Below are 16,275 nucleotides of genomic sequence, written 5' to 3'. Positions count from 1 at the left end.
CGCATTGAGCTTACAAAAACCGCCCGGACGCAATTGCGTCCGGGCGGTTTTTTATATCGGGAATGCAAAACTATAGAAATAAGCAGCCAAGAAAAAATGCTGGAGAACGCGGGAAACGCCAAGTCCCTCAGAAAATTTTCAGGTAAGCAGGAAAACAGCAGCGGTCAATTATTTGGTAAAGTACGAACCTTTAGAGAAGAACAGACTCGGACGAACTTTTTCTGGAAAATCCGCACCGCACCAGATGCCTGTTATTTCATTGTGCCCTGCGTGCCCCAGTTTTCAAACTCGCTGTACGTGAGATAAATTCCGTCCTGAGGCAGGCCGGTGGCCTGCTGCACGATTTCAAACGCCGCCTCGGTAAACGTCTTTTTGTGTGCAAACTCGAATGAGCCGAAGCATTTCACGTCCACATAGGCAAGCTCCCGCTTTTCACCGGCCAGATACATGGTGCGTCCGTCGGAAATGTCCACCATCAGCTTGCTTTCTGTCTTCCCGGGGATGAGCGTGATTTTTTCGCCCAGCGCAGTCCTGAGCGCGTCCTTCTGGGTGTCGGACAGAGATTTCGAGGTGTTGATCCCTATATAAGGCATAAGCTGCCCTCCGTTTTGACAGGATTGGTTGAATTGCTGTACGCTCCTTTCCGAATGCTGTCTCCCCGTGAGCGGAGAAGATCGTCTTCGGAAATTCACCACGCGAAATATGACCGTCAGGCCTCCGCGATGATCTCCACTTCCACCAGTCCATCCTTGGGCAGGGTTTTCACCGCCACGCAGGAGCGGGCGGGCTTTCCGGTAAAGTATTTACCGTATACCTCGTTGAAGGCAGCGAAGTTTCCCATGTCGGAGAGAAAGCAGGTGGCCTTCACTACGCGGGAGGGGTCGCTGCCCGCAGCAGCCAGCAGAGCGCACAGGTTTTTCATCACCTGCTCGGACTGGGAGACAATGTCCTCTCCCGCCATCGCGCCGGTGGCGGGGTCCAGCCCCAGTTGGCCCGAGGTAAACAGCAGGCCGTTTACCACATAGCCCTGAGAATAGGGGCCGATGGCGGCGGGGGCAAATTCGGTGTGAATCAGTTTCATAATAAGGCTCCTTCCATATTCCGGTTTCTTTTATGGTACTTCATGCGTGGTGGAATTTCAAGTCTTTACCGGGAATCTTTCCCCGCAGGGACCGCATGGACGGAGTGGTCCGTGTGGAGCAGATGGTGGGACCGCTTTCCCAGCGGCTCCCGGAGATATTCGCTGTACAGGCTTTTTACGTCGGGATTTTCGTGGGAAAAGCGGAGCTTGCTTACCGCGTCCAGCTCCCAGAGCAGGTCGCCCCGGGAGGTAGCCATTTCCGTACCCTCGTGAATGGGCTGTCCGCCGCCGCCTGCACAGCCGCCGGGGCAGGCCATCACCTCCACGAAGTCATATTCCGATGACCCGCTTTCCACCGCTTCCATTAGCTCCCGGGCGCCGGAAAGGCTGCTGACCACTGCCACACGCACGGTTCCCGCGCCGGGAATGGCAAAGTTGGCCTCTCGCCAGGGGGTGCCGCTGCGGAGGTTGGAGAATGCGTCGGGCTTGGGGTTTTTGCTGGTGGCAAGGTAATAGGCGGAGCGAAGCGCCGCGTCCATCACGCCGCCGGAGGCCCCGAAAATCACCGCCGCGCCGGTACCGGAGCCAAGGGGACTGTCAAAAGGCTCCTCCGGAAGATCCGTGGGGACAATGCAGTCGCTGCGCAGCAGGCGGACCATCTCACGGGTAGTGAGTACCGCGTCCACATCGGGATCGCCGCAGGCATCGTTCATGTTGGGAAGCTCGCACTCCGCTTTTTTGGCGGAGCAGGGCATGATGGACACCACAAACAGCTTGTGAGGGTCGATGCTTTTCTTTTCCGCAAAGTAGCTCTTGGCAATGGAGCCGAACATCTGCTGAGGAGACTTTGCGGTGGACAGGCACTCCGTATACGCCGGGTACTGGGACTTGACAAACCGCACCCAGCCGGGGCAGCAGGAGGTGAACATGGGCCAGCGGTACTTCCCCCGGTGGGTAAACCGCTCCAAAAACTCGCTGCCCTCTTCCATAATGGTGAGGTCGGCGGCAAAATTGGTGTCGAAGATGTAATCAAAGCCCATCCGGCGCAGCGCCGCTACCATCCGCCCGGCGGTGGCAAACTTGGGGGAGAGGTTAAACGCCTCTGCCCATGCCACCCGCACGGCGGGGGCCACCTGAATCACCGTGGTGATTTCCGGGTCCGCCAAAGCCCGCAGGACCTTGTTGCTGTCGTCCCGGACGGTGAGGGCTGCGGTGGGGCAGTGGGTGACGCACTGGCCGCAGAAGGTGCAGTCCGTGTTTTTCAGAAGCCGGTTAAAGCTCACGTCCACCGTGGTGCGGGAGCCGGTGCCCGCCACGTCCCAGATGTGCATTCCCTGCACCTTGTCGCACACCTGCACGCAGCGCATGCACTTGATGCACTTGCTGGCCTCCCGTACCACCGGGGCGTCCAAATCCACGCGGGATTTTTCCGGCTGGAGCCGGTAGGGCTGGTAATGGATATTCAAATCGTGGGACAGGGTTTGCAGGGCGCAGTTTCCGCTGCGGATGCAGGTGGTGCAGGTGGAATTGTGCTCCGAGAGAATCAGGCGCAGATTGGTTCTCCGGGCGGAGCGGACCCGGGGGCTGTTGGTGCGGATGACCATGCCCTCCTCCACCTGCGTGTTGCAGGCGGGAATGAGCCGCTGGGTTCCCTCCAGCTCCACCACGCAGATGCGGCAGGCGGCAATTTCGTTGATTTCCTTCAGATAGCACAGGTGGGGGATGGGAATGCCCGCCTCCTGGGCCGCATTTAAAATGGTGGACCCCTCGGGGACGGAAAGGAAGCGTCCGTTGATTTCGATATTTACCATTTTTCCACACGTCCTCCCTTGAAAATTCCGTAGCCAAAATGGTCGCAGCGCAGGCAGCGGGAGGATTCCTCCCGAGCCTCCTGATCGGTAAAGCCGCACTCAATGCACTGGAAATCGTGCACGCGCTCTCCCGCATCCCGCTCTCCGGTGTTGATGCGGCCCCGGGGCCGCAGGTCGGAGAGGTCCGGGGTGGGAATCTGCACGTCGGTGACAATCTCGTGGTTAAAGCCTAAGTATTCGTCGATATTGGCGGCGGCGACCTTTCCCGCCGCGATGGCGCGGATGACGGTGGCGGGGCCGGTGACGCAGTCACCCCCGGCAAACACGCCCTCCACGTCCGGAAGCTGGGTGCTGGAAGCCGCCAGCACCGTACCGCCCCGCTGAATTTTCACGCCGCTTTGCTCAAAGCCGTGGGTTTCAATGCCCTGCCCGATGGCTACGATCACCACGTCGGCGGGGATGCGCCGGATTTCCACGTCCGCGTCGTTGGGCCGGGGACGGCCCAAACTGTCCATCTCGCCGATGATCTGGGGCCTGACCCACAGGGCCACCGCACGGCCCGTCTCGTCGGCTTCAATCCGAAGAGGGGCCTCCAGCGTCAAAACCTCCGCGCCCTCAGCAATGGCGCCCTCTATTTCCTCCTGTTGGGCGGTCATATCCGCCTGACGGCGGCGGTATACGCAGGAGACCTTTGTCGCTCCAAGACGCAGGGCGGAGCGGGTCACGTCCATGGCCACGTTTCCGCCGCCGATGACCACCACGTTCATCCCGGTGAAGTCCGGCAGTTCCCCGTCGCCGATGCGGCGCAGCAGCTCCACCGCGGAAACCACGCCCACACTGTCCTCGCCGGGAATACCGGTTTTCTTGTCGGTGTGGGCGCCCACGGAGAGGTACAGGCAGTCATACTTCCGGCGCAGCTCGTCCAGCGAGGGGCTGGTGCCCACGTCCACCTCGGTGTGGATTTCCACGCCGAGGGACAAAATGGAGGCGATCTCCTCGTCCAGCTTCTCCCGGGGGAAGCGATAGCTGGGGATACCGTAGCGCAGCATGCCGCCAAGGTGCTTCTGCTTTTCAAACACGGTGACGCGATGGCCCATCAATGTGAGATAATAAGCGGCGGACAGTCCGCCGGGGCCGCCGCCCACCACGGCCACGGTCTTTCCCGTGGAGGGAGCACAGGCAGGCTGGGGCACCTCTCCCGCCTGGTCCACGGCATACCGCTTCAGTCCCCGGATGTTCAGGGGGTCGTCCACCATGTTCCGGCGGCAGCGGGCCTCGCAGGGATGCTCGCAGATGTAGGCGCAGGCGGTGGGGAAGGGGTTATCCTTGCGGATGAGCTTCACCGCGTCGCCATACCGCCCGGCGTTGATCAGGGCAATGTAGCCGGGAATGTCCACCCCGGCGGGACAAAGAGCCACGCAGGGCACCGGGTTTTTCAGGCTCCCCAGGCATCGGTGGCGGAGAATGTGCTCCTCATAATCGTCCCGGAAGCCCAAAAGACCCATGAGAACCAGTTGGGCGGCGTTGATGCCGATGGCGCAGTCGGCAGTGTCCACGATGGCCTGCGCCGTCACCTCGATGCGGTGAATGGCTCGGACATCCGCCTCCCCGTCCAGAACCCCTCGCAGCATGTTGGAAAGCTGTCCCAGTCCGATGCGGCACGGGGCGCACTTACCGCAGGTCTGGGCATGGCAGAGATTCAGGAAATTCAGCGCCATGTCGATGGGGCACAGGCCCGGAGGGCTGGCGGCGATGCGGCGCTCCATGCCGCGGTATAGCTGATCCACCACGGATTGGGCCTGACTGGGCGTATTGATGTCAAGTCTGCTCATAGGCTTCTCACTCCTTTTCCATATTCCTGTTCGCTTCGCAAAGCTCATGAAAATAGCCGCCTGCGGACGTGGCTTCGGGATCTGCGTGTTCCGGAGAGCTGCCATATAGCTGCCCGGTGCAGACCCGCACCCGCGAGAAAGCATTTTTGTCAGTTTACTACCTCCGGCGGTAAGATACAACCGTCTTTTGCTGGTTTTTCTTGAAATGCTGTCGAAATAGCGGGGGTACAGCAATTCCACAGAGGAATGCGAAAAAAGGAAGCAGCGTAAAATGGTGGGCTGGAAGGCGGAGGATGCCGACGGGCTGACGCCCGTCAATGACGACAACGCGGCAGACCGCCATTTTACACGCTGAACTTTTTGCAGTTTTTTGTGGAAATGCCGTAAGTTTGACAAGACAAAAAAACCCGCGTATAACAAAAGAAGGAAAAATACGAGGAGGCGGCGCACAGCCGCCTTCGGAACGGAGGACGATATGAGCGAGCTGATGGAGTTTTTACGGGCCGAGGGCGTGAGTGAGGCTCTTTTGCAGGCAACGGAGGACTGGAGGGCTCACCAGACCCCGGTGCGGGAGGCAGCGGCTCACCGCATTCCAAAGCCCCGCTATCCCTATTACGGCAAGGAGGTCTGGGAGGAGGCCATCTCCGCGCTTTTGAGCGGAGAGCACCTGCTGCTGGCAGGTCCCAAAGCCACGGGAAAAAACGATTTGGCAGAGAATCTCTCCGCCCTGTTCGGGCGGCCCCAGTGGGACGTGTCGTTTTACATCAACACCGACGCAGCCTCTCTGATTGGAACAGATACCCTATGCGGAGGGGAGGTTTCCCTGCGCCACGGACCCATTGCCCGCTGTGCGCTGGAGGGGGGGTTCGGCGTGCTGGACGAGATCAATATGGCGAAAAACGAATCTCTGGCGGTGCTCCACGCCGCGCTGGACTTTCGCCGCTGCATCGACGTGCCGGGCTATGACCGTATCCCCTTGTCGGATGCCGCCCGCTTTATCGCCACCATGAACTATGGCTACGCCGGGACACGGGATTTGAATGAAGCGCTGGCTTCCCGATTCCTTGTCATCAACATGCCGTCCATCACCGAGGAAAATCTTCTAAAGCTGCTGGGCCGGGAGTTTCCAGAGCTGAAGCCCACATATGCCGACCAGATGACGAGTTTGTTTACCGACATCCGCAGAAAGTGCGACAGTGCGGAGATTTCCACCAAGGCGCTGGACCTGCGGGGCCTGCTTGCCGCCGTCCGCCTGATGCGGCAGGGACTGCCCGCCGCCCGGGCGCTGGAGCTTGGCATTGTGAACAAGTGCTTTGACGAGTTTGAGCGCCAGCTGGTGGAGGACGTGGTGAAAAGCCGGGTGCCGGAGGACCTTTCGGGCCGGGAAGCCTTTGCGCTCTGATGGAGATTCAGGAACACGAGCAGCGCCGGGCGAAAAATCAGGTTTGGACGGCGGCGGAGGAATACGAGTTTGAGCCGGAGCTGAAAACCTATGATGCCGAAGGCCGCGCGGATTTATACTGGAATACGGTGGCGGGCTGCGTCCGCCGGGACTGGGGCCACTCGTTGGAGGGCATGTTTGCCTCCTTCGAGGGCTTGCCAGATCGACGGATTTATGAGCAGCTCGCGTGGCTGGGGCTGGAGAGCGCGGCGTTTGCGCGGGAGCGGGACAACCGCCCCGCCATGGCGGCTCTGCGGCAGCGCTATGCCCGCAAAACGCTGGAGGCCTTTGAACGCACGCCCACGGACCGGCTTGTCCACGTCCTTTCCGCCGGACGCTGCCGGGAGATTTTGGGACAGGACTGTGGGTTGAAGGACCGTGACCGGGCGCTTCTTGCCGCGCTGGACCTGCCGGGAGAGCTGGACGGGGCGGCGCTTGCCCGGCGTCTGGAGCAGACCCTTGCGGTCTGGTTCGGCTATGCACCCGCGGGCCCCGCCGACGCCGAGGACCCGGAGGAGCTGCGGGCTGTGAGACGGCTGCGCCTGTTTGGCAGGAGGCAGAAGAACAAGGCTCCCCAGCCCAGTCTCCGGGAATTTGGCTTTGGCTTTGGAGAGCACACTCAGGCAGTGGAGGGGGGCGGCGGCCCCGCGCCCCAGCGCCGGCTGGGGGAAATGACCCTGGCCCAGAGCGAAGAGGCCCTCCGGGCCTATATTTCCAGCTATTTCGGCACGTCGCTGTACCCGGCGGACAAGGTGCAGCAATTGGAACGGGAACTGTGCGTCGGGGATCACAAGGGCTGCAACCTTTATTACGCCCGGGGCGGGGCGGAGCTTGACAAGCACGCCCGGGGCTTCGCGGCAGAGCAGCGCAGGGCGGCGCTGCGGCAGATGGAGAAGAATAAAGCGGCCTATGAGGCAAATTTCACCGCCAACCGAATGACCGTGGCCCGGCTGACCGCCCGCATCCGAAACGCCATGCAGACCCACTTGCAGCCCGAAACCGTGCGGACCTCTGCAGGACTGCTGGACGCGGCCCGGGTCTGGCGGGCGGAGTGTCTGGGGGACGACAAGGTGTTCACCCGCATCCTGCGGGGGGACCCGGGCGCGCTGTGCGTGGACCTGCTTCTGGACGCCTCCACCTCCCAGATTTCACGGCAGGAAACCGTTTCCGCGCAAGGGTTTATGATTGCGGAGAGCCTGACCCGCTGCGGCATTCCCGTGCGGGTGACGGCGTTTTGCTCACTCAGCGGCTACACGGTGTTGACCCGCTTTCGGGATTATGGGGAGACGGACCGAAACAAAATGATTTTCCACTATTTCACCACCGGCTGTAACCGGGACGGACTGGCCGTCCGCGCCCTGGGCCGGGATTTGGAGGATGCGCCCTGTGAGCACCGGCTGGTGATTCTTCTGTCCGACGCAAAGCCCAATGATGTGATTAAAATTGCCAGAAGCGGCGGCTTCCGGGATTATGCGGACCGCATGGGCGTGGTGGATACGGCGCAGGAGGTCCGCAGCCTTTCCCGCACCGGCGCGGCGGTGGTGTGTGTTTTTACAGGGGAGGACGAGGATTTACCCGCCGCCCGGACCATTTATGGGCGGAACTTTACCCGCATTCGGCGGTTGGACCAGTTTGCCGACACAGTGGGAACGCTCCTCCAGAATCAGATTTGCAACCTGTGAAGGTGCCAAAAGGTCCGGCGGAGGCCGGAGCTTAAAAAACGTAGGGGCCCGCCAAAAGGCGGGGCTCCTACGTTTTTTATATGAATGAGGGGAACAGTTCCTGATTGATGGGGAATGGTAAGACCAACCGAGGAGCCGATGTGGAAGACGGAGAAGCGATGCCCCGCGGCGGTGCTGCGACCTTAATATCGGGCATATGAAAGAGCGGACAACGGGTGCCAGTGGCCCCTTTTGGGGAGGGCGGTCTGGACAAGACTTTTACTTGACCCGCCCAGACGGGTTAGGATATACTATGCCCACAAGATGAAAACAAAGGACATTGCACGAGAGGGGGCGCAAGCGGAACCATGTCTGGAAAAGTAAGAGCCCATCTGACCGATCAGGAATATCATCTGATTTTGGAAAATTGCTGTGCGGACTTGTTTGCCACGGACGGACGCGGGAAAATCATCTATGCAAACGAAGATTCGGTACAGGTGCTCTGCTGCCCTTTGGAGCAGCTTTTAAAGATGGACATTTATCAGCTTCGGGCAGAGGGCTATGTCAGCTACTCCATGACGGACGAGGTGCTTCGTACCCGCAGGCAGGCGCTGGGCACATATTTTAATAAGACCGGACAGGAAGTGGCCTGTGTCAGCACGCCGATTTTTGACGACGCGGGCGAACTGCGCATGGTGGTGACATACAGCCGCAGACTGGATATTCTGGAGACGTTTCAAAAGGAGCTGCAGCGGGAAAAGGAAAAGCTCAAGGGCTATCAGGCCGCCATGGAGATGACCGATTACCGCGGGGAAAATCAGGTGGTGGCGGATGATCCTGCCACCCGGAAGATTTTTTCCATTTTGGAAACGCTGGCCCGAATGGACAGCACCATCATGCTTTACGGGGAGTCCGGCGTGGGCAAGGAGGTTGCCACCAACTTCATCCGCCGCCACAGCGGGAGGAAGGACGCGGTGTTTGTACCGGTGAACTGTGCGGCCATCCCCAACGAACTGATTGAGGCGGAGCTTTTCGGCTATGAAAAGGGGGCCTTTACCGGCGCGTTAAAGGAGGGCAGGGCCGGCCTGTTCGAGGTGGCCAACGGCGGCATTATCTTTATGGACGAGGTGGGCGAGCTGCCCCTGACCGCCCAGGCAAAGCTTCTCAGGGTGCTGGAGAGCGGAGAGTTCCGTCGCGTAGGGGGGAGCAGGACACAAAAGACGGATGTAAGAATCATCGCGGCCACCAACCGGGATTTGAAGCGGATGGTGGCGGAAAAAACCTTCCGGGAGGACCTGTATTACCGGCTGAACGTGGTCCCCATCACGATTCCCCCGCTGCGGGAACGGCCGGGGGACCTGCGGGCTCTGGCCAGCGTTTTTCTGGCCCAGTTTAACCGTAAGCACGGAAAGGCCCGGGTTTTGTCCGCACAGGAGCTGGCGAATTTGCAAAATTACAGTTGGCCGGGCAACATTCGGGAGCTGCGCAACACCATCGAGCGGTTTGTGCTCATTGGGGAGCTTTCCTCCTGGGAAACGGAAATAGGAGGAGGCAATGCCGACAAGGAGGCGGACTCGCCCGCCCTGCCAGACGGGCAGAGGCCTCTCAAACAGGTGATGGCGGAATTGGAGGCGTCTTATATCCGCCGGGTCCTGGAGGAGAACGGCGGAGACGTGGACAAGACTGCCGACTGCTTGCAGGTGAGCCGCTCCGGGCTTTATAAAAAACTGAAAGCGGCGGGCTCGGATTAGGTGTGCCTGCGTAAAATTGTAAGCTGTCTATATTTTTAGACTTTCTAAAAATATAGACAGCTTTTTCTACGTTTTTAGACTTTTTGAAGCAATGTTAAATTTGAGACAAATTATTCAAGCCAAATTTGTGCAAAATATACCCTTGGAGATGGCACAGTAATTGCTTTAGGTTAGATAAGGCACGATTTATTGCCAATTTAAATATGGAGGAAGACTATGAAGATGAAAAAGTTAAGCGCACTGCTCATGGCCTTGCTTTCGGTCAGCACGCTGCTGGCCGGGTGCGGCGGCGGCAGCCAGGGCTCTCAAGGCTCCCAGGCGGGTGGAGAAACCTACAAAATCCAGTTGGCCGGTTCCGTGGCCGAGGATCATCCCATTACTCAGGGCCTCTACAAGTTTGAGGAGCTGGCGGAGCAGTATTCCGACGGCCGCATCGAGGTAGAGGTATATCCCAACGGGCAGCTTGGCTCCAACAGAGAGTATTACGAGCAGTGCCAGCAGGGCAACATCCAGATGGCCGAGGGCGGCGCCGTGGTGCTGGCCAACTTTACCGACAGCTTTAAGTTCATGCAGCTTCCCTATCTGTTCAACAGCCGCGAGTCCATCCAGAACTTCCTGAACAGTGAGGACGGCAAGGCACTGACCAAGAAGATCGCCGAGGAGAGTGGTATCTATCCTCTGGCGTTCTTTGAGAATGGCTGGCAGGCTCTGACCAACTCTGTGCGGGAGGTCAAGACCCCTGCGGACCTGAAGGGATTGAAGATCCGCACGCAGGAGAACGACATTTTGCTGAAGGTCTACACCGACATGGGCGGCAACCCCATGCCCATGGCCTTCTCTGAGCTGTTCACCGCGATGCAGCAGAAAACCGTGGACGGCCAGGTGAACCCTGCGCTGATCGCCTCTACCGGCAACTATGACGAGGTGCAGAAGTATATCACCGACGTGGCCGCCGTTTATGATGCCACCGCCATTTCAATTAACTATGACTTCTATCAGTCCCTGCCCGCCGAGCTTCAGGCCGCGGTGGATCAGGCCGCACAGGAGGCCTGCCAGTATCAACTCAAGCTGTCCGCCGAGGGTGAAGAGGGCGCATATCAGGAGCTGGCTGACGGCGGTATGACCGTCATCCGCCTCACCGACGAGGAGCGGGAAGCATTCAAGGCCACCACTACCGGCGTGTACGACTGGTTCCGCCAGCAGGGCACCGAGCCCAATCTGGATACCTATCTGGAGCAAATTCAGGTTTGCAACGACAAGTTTACCAACGGTGAGTTGGAAGCAATTACCGGCGTCGATAAGTAATTACGCATGAAATTCGGCCGCCTCCCGGGAGCATCCGGGAGGCGGCGATGGAGAGGAGACAACAATGGCAAAAGCAAACCAAATGTTGGACCGGGTTTTGAATTTCTTTGAAACCTACGTCTGCGCCGTTCTGTTTTTTATCACCTGTGCCATTATTTTTATTCAGGTGGTATTCCGGGCTCTGGGCCTTCCCGTGGGCTGGACGGAGGAGAGCGCCCGTTACCTGTGCATCTGGGTCATTTATCTCGCGGCAAGCAAGGGCGTGAGAAACGGCAACCACATGTCCGTAGACCTGCTGCCCATGATTCTCAAGGGCAAGGCACGGGTTGTGCTGTACATGATCGCGTCTTTGATTTCCCTGGCATTCTTTTTCATGCTGTGCTATGTGGGTATGCAGGTTCTGAGTTCTATGGGCGTGCGGCCCCAGTATTCCGCTGCCAATAACATCAATATGCAGTTTGCATACGCGGCGCCTTATGTGGGCGCGGGTATGATGATCGTACGCGGACTCCAGCGGCTGGTGGTTTTGGTAAAGCAGCTGGTTGGGATTCTTCCCATGGAAGAGACTGAGAGTGAGAAAATGATGAAACAGGGAGGAGATGCAGAATGAATGCAGGATTGATTCTGATTGGCACCTTTTTTATTCTGCTGGTGCTGAACGTTCCCATCGCATGGTCGATCGGTATGTCCGTGACCCTGTACATGCTGTCCTCCAGCTCTTTCAATCTGTCCTATCTGGCCCAGACCATGTTTACGGCCTGCGACTCCTTCACACTCATGGCAATCCCGCTGTTCATTCTGGCGGGCGCACTGATGGAAGGCGGCGGCCTGAGCAAGCGGCTGATTGACTTTGCAGACTCCATGGTGGGCCACAAGCAGGGCGGTTTGGCAATTGTCACCGTTTTGGCCTGTATGTTCTTCGGCGCCATCTCCGGCTCTGCGGCGGCCACTGTGGCCACCATTGGCGTCATCATGGTGCCTTCCATGATTAAGCAGGGCTATTCCAAGGGCTTTTCCTATGCGCTGATTGCCGCCGCCGGCGTGCTGGGCGTGCTGATTCCCCCGTCCATTCCCTTCGTGACCTATGGCGTGGCAACCAACGCATCCATTGCAACCATGTTCCTGGGCGGCTTTGGCCCCGGCATCCTGTGCGGCATTTTGCTCATTGCCGTGTCCCAGTATATCTGCCGGAAAAACGGCTGGCAGGGCAACGGACGGCAGTTTACCTGGAAGCGGGTCGGGCAGACCTTCGTCTCCGCCATCGGCGCGCTGCTGGTTCCGGTCATTATTCTGGGCGGCATTTACGGCAGCATTTTCACCCCCACCGAGGCGGCCGCCGTGGCTGTGGTGTATGCCCTAGTGGTGGGCTTCCTGATTTATCGCGAGCTGACCTTTAAAAAGCTGGTGGCTTCTCTTTCTACCTCCGCGGTCACTACTGCCACCATCATGGTCATCGTGGGCACGGCCACGGCTCTTGCCCGGATGCTGACGCTGGAGAAGATTCCCATGGAGCTGGCAAGCTGGATCGGTGGACTGACCGACAGCCGCATCCTGGTGCTGCTTGCCATGAACGTCTTCCTGCTGATGGTGGGCTGCGTCATGGACGGAACCCCCGCCATTCTGATTTTGGCCCCCATCCTGCAGCCCATTGCCGCCGACTACGGTGTGGATATTATCCACTTTGGTCTGATGATGTGCCTGAACGTGGCGATCGGCTTCTGCACGCCGCCGGTGGGCCTGAACCTGTTTGTGGCTACTTCGCTGGGCAATATCCAGTTTACCACGCTGTGTAAGCGGATTGTACCCTTCCTGCTGGCGCTGATTGTGGCGCTGATGCTGGTGACCTATATCCCGGTGATTTCTCTGGGCATCCCCTGGCTGTTCGGCTATGGATCCTGATTGAAAAGGTGATAAGAAAAAATGGATTGGAAAGCAACCTATCAAGATAAAATCGTCTCTGCGGAAGAGGCTGTCAAATGCGTGAAATCCGGAGACACCGTGGTGCTCCAGCAGGCGGCGGGCACGGCCATGCACCTGATGGATGCACTGACGGACCGGGCACCGGAGCTGAAAGACGTAAAGGTCATTGCCCACAATATCTGGGAGACTCCCCGGTTTCTGGAGCCTCAGTATGCGGGGATTTTCCGTCACGTCAGCCAGTTTCTGGACCGGGGCACCCGGCAGGCCTACCGGGAGGGACGGGTAGATCCTCTTCCCGCGTTTTACTACCAGATGCCCAAGTATTACCGCGAGCATCCGGCGGATGTGTTCTTTGTGATGCTGACGGAGCCCGACGAGGAGGGCAATTGCAGCTATGCGCTAAACGTGGACTATTCCGTGGCCAACATGGAAGCTGCAAAAATCGTGGTGGCACAGATCAACCCCTCTCTTCCGTGGACATATGGGGCCAAGGTTTCGCTGGATAAGCTGGACTACATAGTGATTCACGACCAGCCGCTGCCGGAGCTTACCAAGAGCGAGACGGGCGGCGTTGAGGAGCAGATTGCCGCCCACATCGTCCCCTTTATCCAGGACGGCGCCTGTTTGCAGCTTGGAATCGGCGGCCTGCCCAACGCCATATTGAACTTCCTCAAGGACAAGAAGCATCTGGGCATTCATTCCGAGGTGCTGTCCGACGGAATTATCGACCTCTATGAGTCCGGTGCCATTGACAATAGCTGCAAAACGCTGGACAAGGGCAAAATTGTCTCCAACTTTCTGATCGGCACCAAGCGCCTGTTTGATTTTGTGGACCACAATCCCGATCTTCTGGTGGTGCCGGTGGACTATACCAACGACCCCTATGTCATTGCCCAGAATGACAATGTGATTTCCATTAACTCCTGTTTGCAGGTGGACCTGCTGGGTCAGGTGAACGCGGATACCATCGGCGGAAGGCAATACAGCGGCTGCGGCGGACAGATTGATTTTGTCCGCGGCGCCCAGATGTCCAAGGGGGGAAAGTCCTTTATCACACTGCCTTCCACCGCAAAAAAGGGCGCAGTCTCCCGCATCATTCCCCACATGGAGACGGGCACGCCCGTGACTACCTCCCGGTTTGATGTGCAGTATATCTGCACGGAATACGGCGTGGTGAATCTTGCCGGCAAAACGGTCAGCCAGCGGGCGGAAGCCCTGATCGGAATTGCCCACCCGGATTTCCGGGAGGAGCTTCGCCGTCAGGCTGTGGAAGAGGGATTGATCTGGTAATGATGGGGCGGGGCGAATCCGCCCCGCCCTCTTCCATGAAAACAAAAGTAAGAGGGTCTTATATTATGAAAAAAGCATACATCGTTGCCGCCAAGCGCACGGCAATCGGAAAATTTCTCGGAAGCCTGTCCCCGGTGAAGCCGGGAGACATGACGGCGCAGGTGATGAAAGCTGTCATCGCGGAAAGCGGCGTGAATCCGGGTGAAATTGACGAGGTTCTGGTGGCTCATCAGCATTCCGCAGGGCAGGGCCCCTCCATCGCCCGCCGGGCGGAGCTGGAGGCGGGCATCCCCGACCACGTTCCCGCCACCACGGTCAACATGCAGTGCGGCAGCGGGCTGAAAGCCGGAATCCTGGCGTACAACGCCATTCAGGCCGGTGCGAATCTGGTGCTGGTAGGCGGCGTGGAGAATATGTCTCAGGTGCCCTATATTCTTACCAACCGGGTCCGCAAGGGCACCAAGATGGGCCCCACCTCCGTGGATGTGCAGGACTCCCTGTACTGCGACGGCCTGATTGACCAGTTCAACGGGTACCTGATGGGAATGACGGCGGAAAATGTGGCCGTGAAAGAGGAAATTACCCGGGAGGAGCAGGACGAATTTGCCCTCCGCTCCCAGACACTGGCCCGGCAGGCCATCGAGTCCGGCCGGTTCCGGGACGAAATCGTTCCCATCCGCTATCAGGACCGCAAGGGCCGGGAATTTGTGTTCGACACCGACGAGAGCAATACCCCGGGAACGACGTATGAGGCCCTTGCCAACATGCGCCCCGCCTTTAAAAAGGCCAGCGAGGGCGGAACGGTTACCGCCGGAAACGCCTGCCAGCTCAACGACGGCACGGCGGTGATGCTGGTGGCCTCCGAGGAAGCGGTGCTGGCCAACGGGTGGAAGCCCATGGCGGAAATCGTCTCCATGGCCACGGTGGGTATCGACCCGGCCATCATGGGCCTGGGTCCGGTGAAGGCGGTGATCAAGACGCTGAATCAGGCGGAACTGTCCCTCAAGGACGTGGACCTGATGGAGCTGAACGAGGCGTTTGCCGCACAGTCCCTTGGCTGCGTGAAGGAGTGGAGCGCCCACTACGGAATGACCAAGGAGGCCATTCTGGAAAAAACCAATGTCAACGGCGGCGCCATCGCGCTGGGTCATCCCGTTGCGGCCTCCGGCGTGCGGATTCTGGTGACGCTGATGCACGAATTGAAAAAGCAAAACAAAACCTTGGGTCTGGCCACGCTTTGCGTGGGCGGCGGCATGGGCACCGCCATGCTGATCCGGCGGTGCGATTGAGAGGAGCAAATACAATGGAAATGAAAAAAATCGGCGTATTGGGCGCGGGCATGATGGGCTCGGAAATTGCCTTGTGCTTTGCCATGAACGGATATGAAACGGTTCTGACCGATGTGAATCAGGAGCTGGCAAACAAGGGCAAGGAAAAGCAGGCAGCGGCGCTGGATCGGCGCATTGCCAAGGGAAAGCTGACGGAGGACCTGAAAGAGCAAATTCTGGGCCGGGTATCCGCCAGCGGAAATGTGGCGGACATGGCGGACTGCGACCTGATTGTGGAAGCGGTTCTGGAAAGTCTGGACATCAAAACCAACGCCTATAAGCACATGGACATGGTCTGCAAGCCGGAAACCATTATCGCCAGCAACACCTCCAGCATCTCCATCACAAAGCTGGCTGCCGCCGTGGGACCTGACCGGGCGTTCATCGGCACCCACTTCAATTCCCCCGCCAGCATCATGAAGCTGGTGGAGGTGATTCCCGGTCTTCAGACCCGGGAGGAGACGGTGGACACGGTGTTTGAAGTGCTGCGCTCCATCGGCAAGGAGCCGGTGCGTGTGAAAGATGTGGTGGGCTTTGCCCTGAACCGCATGTTCCACGTGTTTTATCTCGAGGCCTGCCGTCTGGTGGAAGAGGGCGTGTGCTCCGTGGAGGATGTGGACAAAATCTGCCTGTACGGGCTGGGCCATCCTATGGGTATTTTCAAGCTGATCGACCAGACGGGCCACGACCTGAATATGAATGTGGACGAGATTCTATTCAGTGCCTATGGGGAGCGGTTCCGTCCCTCTCCGCAGATTCAGCGACTGCGGGACGCAGGACGCTTGGGAAGGAAGAGCGGCGCGGGCTTTTATGAGTACAACAAGTAACGTGGAAAAAAAGGGTTTCCCGGAGCGC

Annotated in this window: 13 protein-coding genes; 9 read left to right on the top strand and 4 right to left on the bottom strand. The window is 58.8% G+C overall.

Annotation, left to right across the window (positions count from 1 at the left end):
• Positions 1–251: 251 nt before the first annotated feature.
• The 4 genes from ABVS15_RS00250 to ABVS15_RS00235 all read right to left on the bottom strand — a co-directional run bounded on the left by ABVS15_RS00250 (position 252) and on the right by ABVS15_RS00235 (position 4,724).
• Positions 252–593 carry a phenylpyruvate tautomerase MIF-related protein gene (locus tag ABVS15_RS00250; protein ID WP_369281801.1) on the bottom strand — a complete coding sequence of 114 codons (342 nt, stop codon included), beginning with the start codon at positions 591–593 and terminating at the stop codon, positions 252–254.
• A 116-nt stretch (positions 594–709) separates the two neighbouring features.
• On the bottom strand, positions 710–1,081 hold the full coding sequence (locus ABVS15_RS00245; protein WP_369281800.1) for a RidA family protein: 372 nt from the start codon (positions 1,079–1,081) through the stop codon (positions 710–712).
• 65 nt (positions 1,082–1,146) lie between these two features.
• Complete coding sequence (locus ABVS15_RS00240; RefSeq protein WP_369281799.1) at positions 1,147–2,892, bottom strand: [FeFe] hydrogenase, group A; 1,746 nt, start codon at positions 2,890–2,892, stop codon at positions 1,147–1,149.
• The gene (locus ABVS15_RS00235) at positions 2,886–4,724 is read right to left on the bottom strand and encodes an NAD(P)-binding protein (RefSeq protein ID WP_369281798.1); all 1,839 of its coding nucleotides are present in this window, start codon (positions 4,722–4,724) and stop codon (positions 2,886–2,888) included. The genes ABVS15_RS00240 and ABVS15_RS00235 overlap by 7 nt, the downstream gene beginning before the upstream one ends.
• A gap of 475 nt (positions 4,725–5,199) precedes the next feature.
• Between ABVS15_RS00235 and ABVS15_RS00230 the strand changes: the two genes are divergently transcribed.
• The 9 genes from ABVS15_RS00230 (at position 5,200) to ABVS15_RS00190 (ending at position 16,247) form a co-directional block, all read left to right on the top strand.
• A complete protein-coding gene (locus ABVS15_RS00230) occupies positions 5,200–6,126 on the top strand; it encodes an AAA family ATPase (RefSeq protein WP_369281797.1) in 927 nt (308 codons plus the stop codon).
• The gene (locus tag ABVS15_RS00225) at positions 6,126–7,847 is read left to right on the top strand and encodes a hypothetical protein (protein WP_369281796.1); all 1,722 of its coding nucleotides are present in this window, start codon (positions 6,126–6,128) and stop codon (positions 7,845–7,847) included. Before ABVS15_RS00230 ends, ABVS15_RS00225 begins: the two co-directional genes overlap by 1 nt.
• Positions 7,848–8,194: 347 nt before the next feature.
• A complete protein-coding gene (locus ABVS15_RS00220; protein ID WP_369281795.1) occupies positions 8,195–9,577 on the top strand; it encodes a sigma-54 interaction domain-containing protein in 1,383 nt (460 codons plus the stop codon).
• Between the two features lie 216 nt (positions 9,578–9,793).
• The gene (locus tag ABVS15_RS00215) at positions 9,794–10,882 is read left to right on the top strand and encodes a TRAP transporter substrate-binding protein (RefSeq protein WP_369281794.1); all 1,089 of its coding nucleotides are present in this window, start codon (positions 9,794–9,796) and stop codon (positions 10,880–10,882) included.
• A 64-nt stretch (positions 10,883–10,946) separates the two neighbouring features.
• On the top strand, positions 10,947–11,492 hold the full coding sequence (locus tag ABVS15_RS00210) for a TRAP transporter small permease (protein ID WP_369281793.1): 546 nt from the start codon (positions 10,947–10,949) through the stop codon (positions 11,490–11,492).
• Entirely contained in the window at positions 11,489–12,781 is a 1,293-nt protein-coding gene (locus tag ABVS15_RS00205) for a TRAP transporter large permease (RefSeq protein ID WP_369281792.1), read from the top strand. Before ABVS15_RS00210 ends, ABVS15_RS00205 begins: the two co-directional genes overlap by 4 nt.
• Before the next feature lie 21 nt (positions 12,782–12,802).
• Entirely contained in the window at positions 12,803–14,092 is a 1,290-nt protein-coding gene (locus ABVS15_RS00200; RefSeq protein ID WP_369281791.1) for an acetyl-CoA hydrolase/transferase family protein, read from the top strand.
• A 65-nt stretch (positions 14,093–14,157) separates the two neighbouring features.
• Positions 14,158–15,381, top strand: coding sequence for an acetyl-CoA C-acyltransferase (locus ABVS15_RS00195; RefSeq protein WP_369281790.1), 1,224 nt, complete (start codon positions 14,158–14,160; stop codon positions 15,379–15,381).
• 14 nt (positions 15,382–15,395) lie between these two features.
• Entirely contained in the window at positions 15,396–16,247 is an 852-nt protein-coding gene (locus ABVS15_RS00190; RefSeq protein ID WP_369281789.1) for a 3-hydroxyacyl-CoA dehydrogenase family protein, read from the top strand.
• The last annotated feature ends 28 nt before the right edge of the window (positions 16,248–16,275 follow it).

The organism is Oscillibacter sp. GMB15532, assembly GCF_041020825.1.
GTDB lineage: Bacteria > Bacillota > Clostridia > Oscillospirales > Oscillospiraceae > Oscillibacter.
The sequence above is the reverse complement of the archived record's forward strand: the minus strand, read 5'-3'. Positions and strand labels throughout refer to the sequence as shown.

Excerpts from the sequence above, each read along its gene's own strand:
- ABVS15_RS00250 (WP_369281801.1), bottom strand. The coding sequence starts at position 593 with ATGCCTTATATAGGGATCAACACCTCGAAATCTCTGTCCGACACCCAG.
- ABVS15_RS00245 (WP_369281800.1), bottom strand. The coding sequence starts at position 1,081 with ATGAAACTGATTCACACCGAATTTGCCCCCGCCGCCATCGGCCCCTAT.
- ABVS15_RS00240 (WP_369281799.1), bottom strand. The coding sequence starts at position 2,892 with ATGGTAAATATCGAAATCAACGGACGCTTCCTTTCCGTCCCCGAGGGG.
- ABVS15_RS00235 (WP_369281798.1), bottom strand. The coding sequence starts at position 4,724 with ATGAGCAGACTTGACATCAATACGCCCAGTCAGGCCCAATCCGTGGTG.
- ABVS15_RS00230 (WP_369281797.1), top strand. The coding sequence starts at position 5,200 with ATGAGCGAGCTGATGGAGTTTTTACGGGCCGAGGGCGTGAGTGAGGCT.
- ABVS15_RS00225 (WP_369281796.1), top strand. The coding sequence starts at position 6,126 with ATGGAGATTCAGGAACACGAGCAGCGCCGGGCGAAAAATCAGGTTTGG.
- ABVS15_RS00220 (WP_369281795.1), top strand. The coding sequence starts at position 8,195 with ATGTCTGGAAAAGTAAGAGCCCATCTGACCGATCAGGAATATCATCTG.
- ABVS15_RS00215 (WP_369281794.1), top strand. The coding sequence starts at position 9,794 with ATGAAGATGAAAAAGTTAAGCGCACTGCTCATGGCCTTGCTTTCGGTC.
- ABVS15_RS00210 (WP_369281793.1), top strand. The coding sequence starts at position 10,947 with ATGGCAAAAGCAAACCAAATGTTGGACCGGGTTTTGAATTTCTTTGAA.
- ABVS15_RS00205 (WP_369281792.1), top strand. The coding sequence starts at position 11,489 with ATGAATGCAGGATTGATTCTGATTGGCACCTTTTTTATTCTGCTGGTG.
- ABVS15_RS00200 (WP_369281791.1), top strand. The coding sequence starts at position 12,803 with ATGGATTGGAAAGCAACCTATCAAGATAAAATCGTCTCTGCGGAAGAG.
- ABVS15_RS00195 (WP_369281790.1), top strand. The coding sequence starts at position 14,158 with ATGAAAAAAGCATACATCGTTGCCGCCAAGCGCACGGCAATCGGAAAA.
- ABVS15_RS00190 (WP_369281789.1), top strand. The coding sequence starts at position 15,396 with ATGGAAATGAAAAAAATCGGCGTATTGGGCGCGGGCATGATGGGCTCG.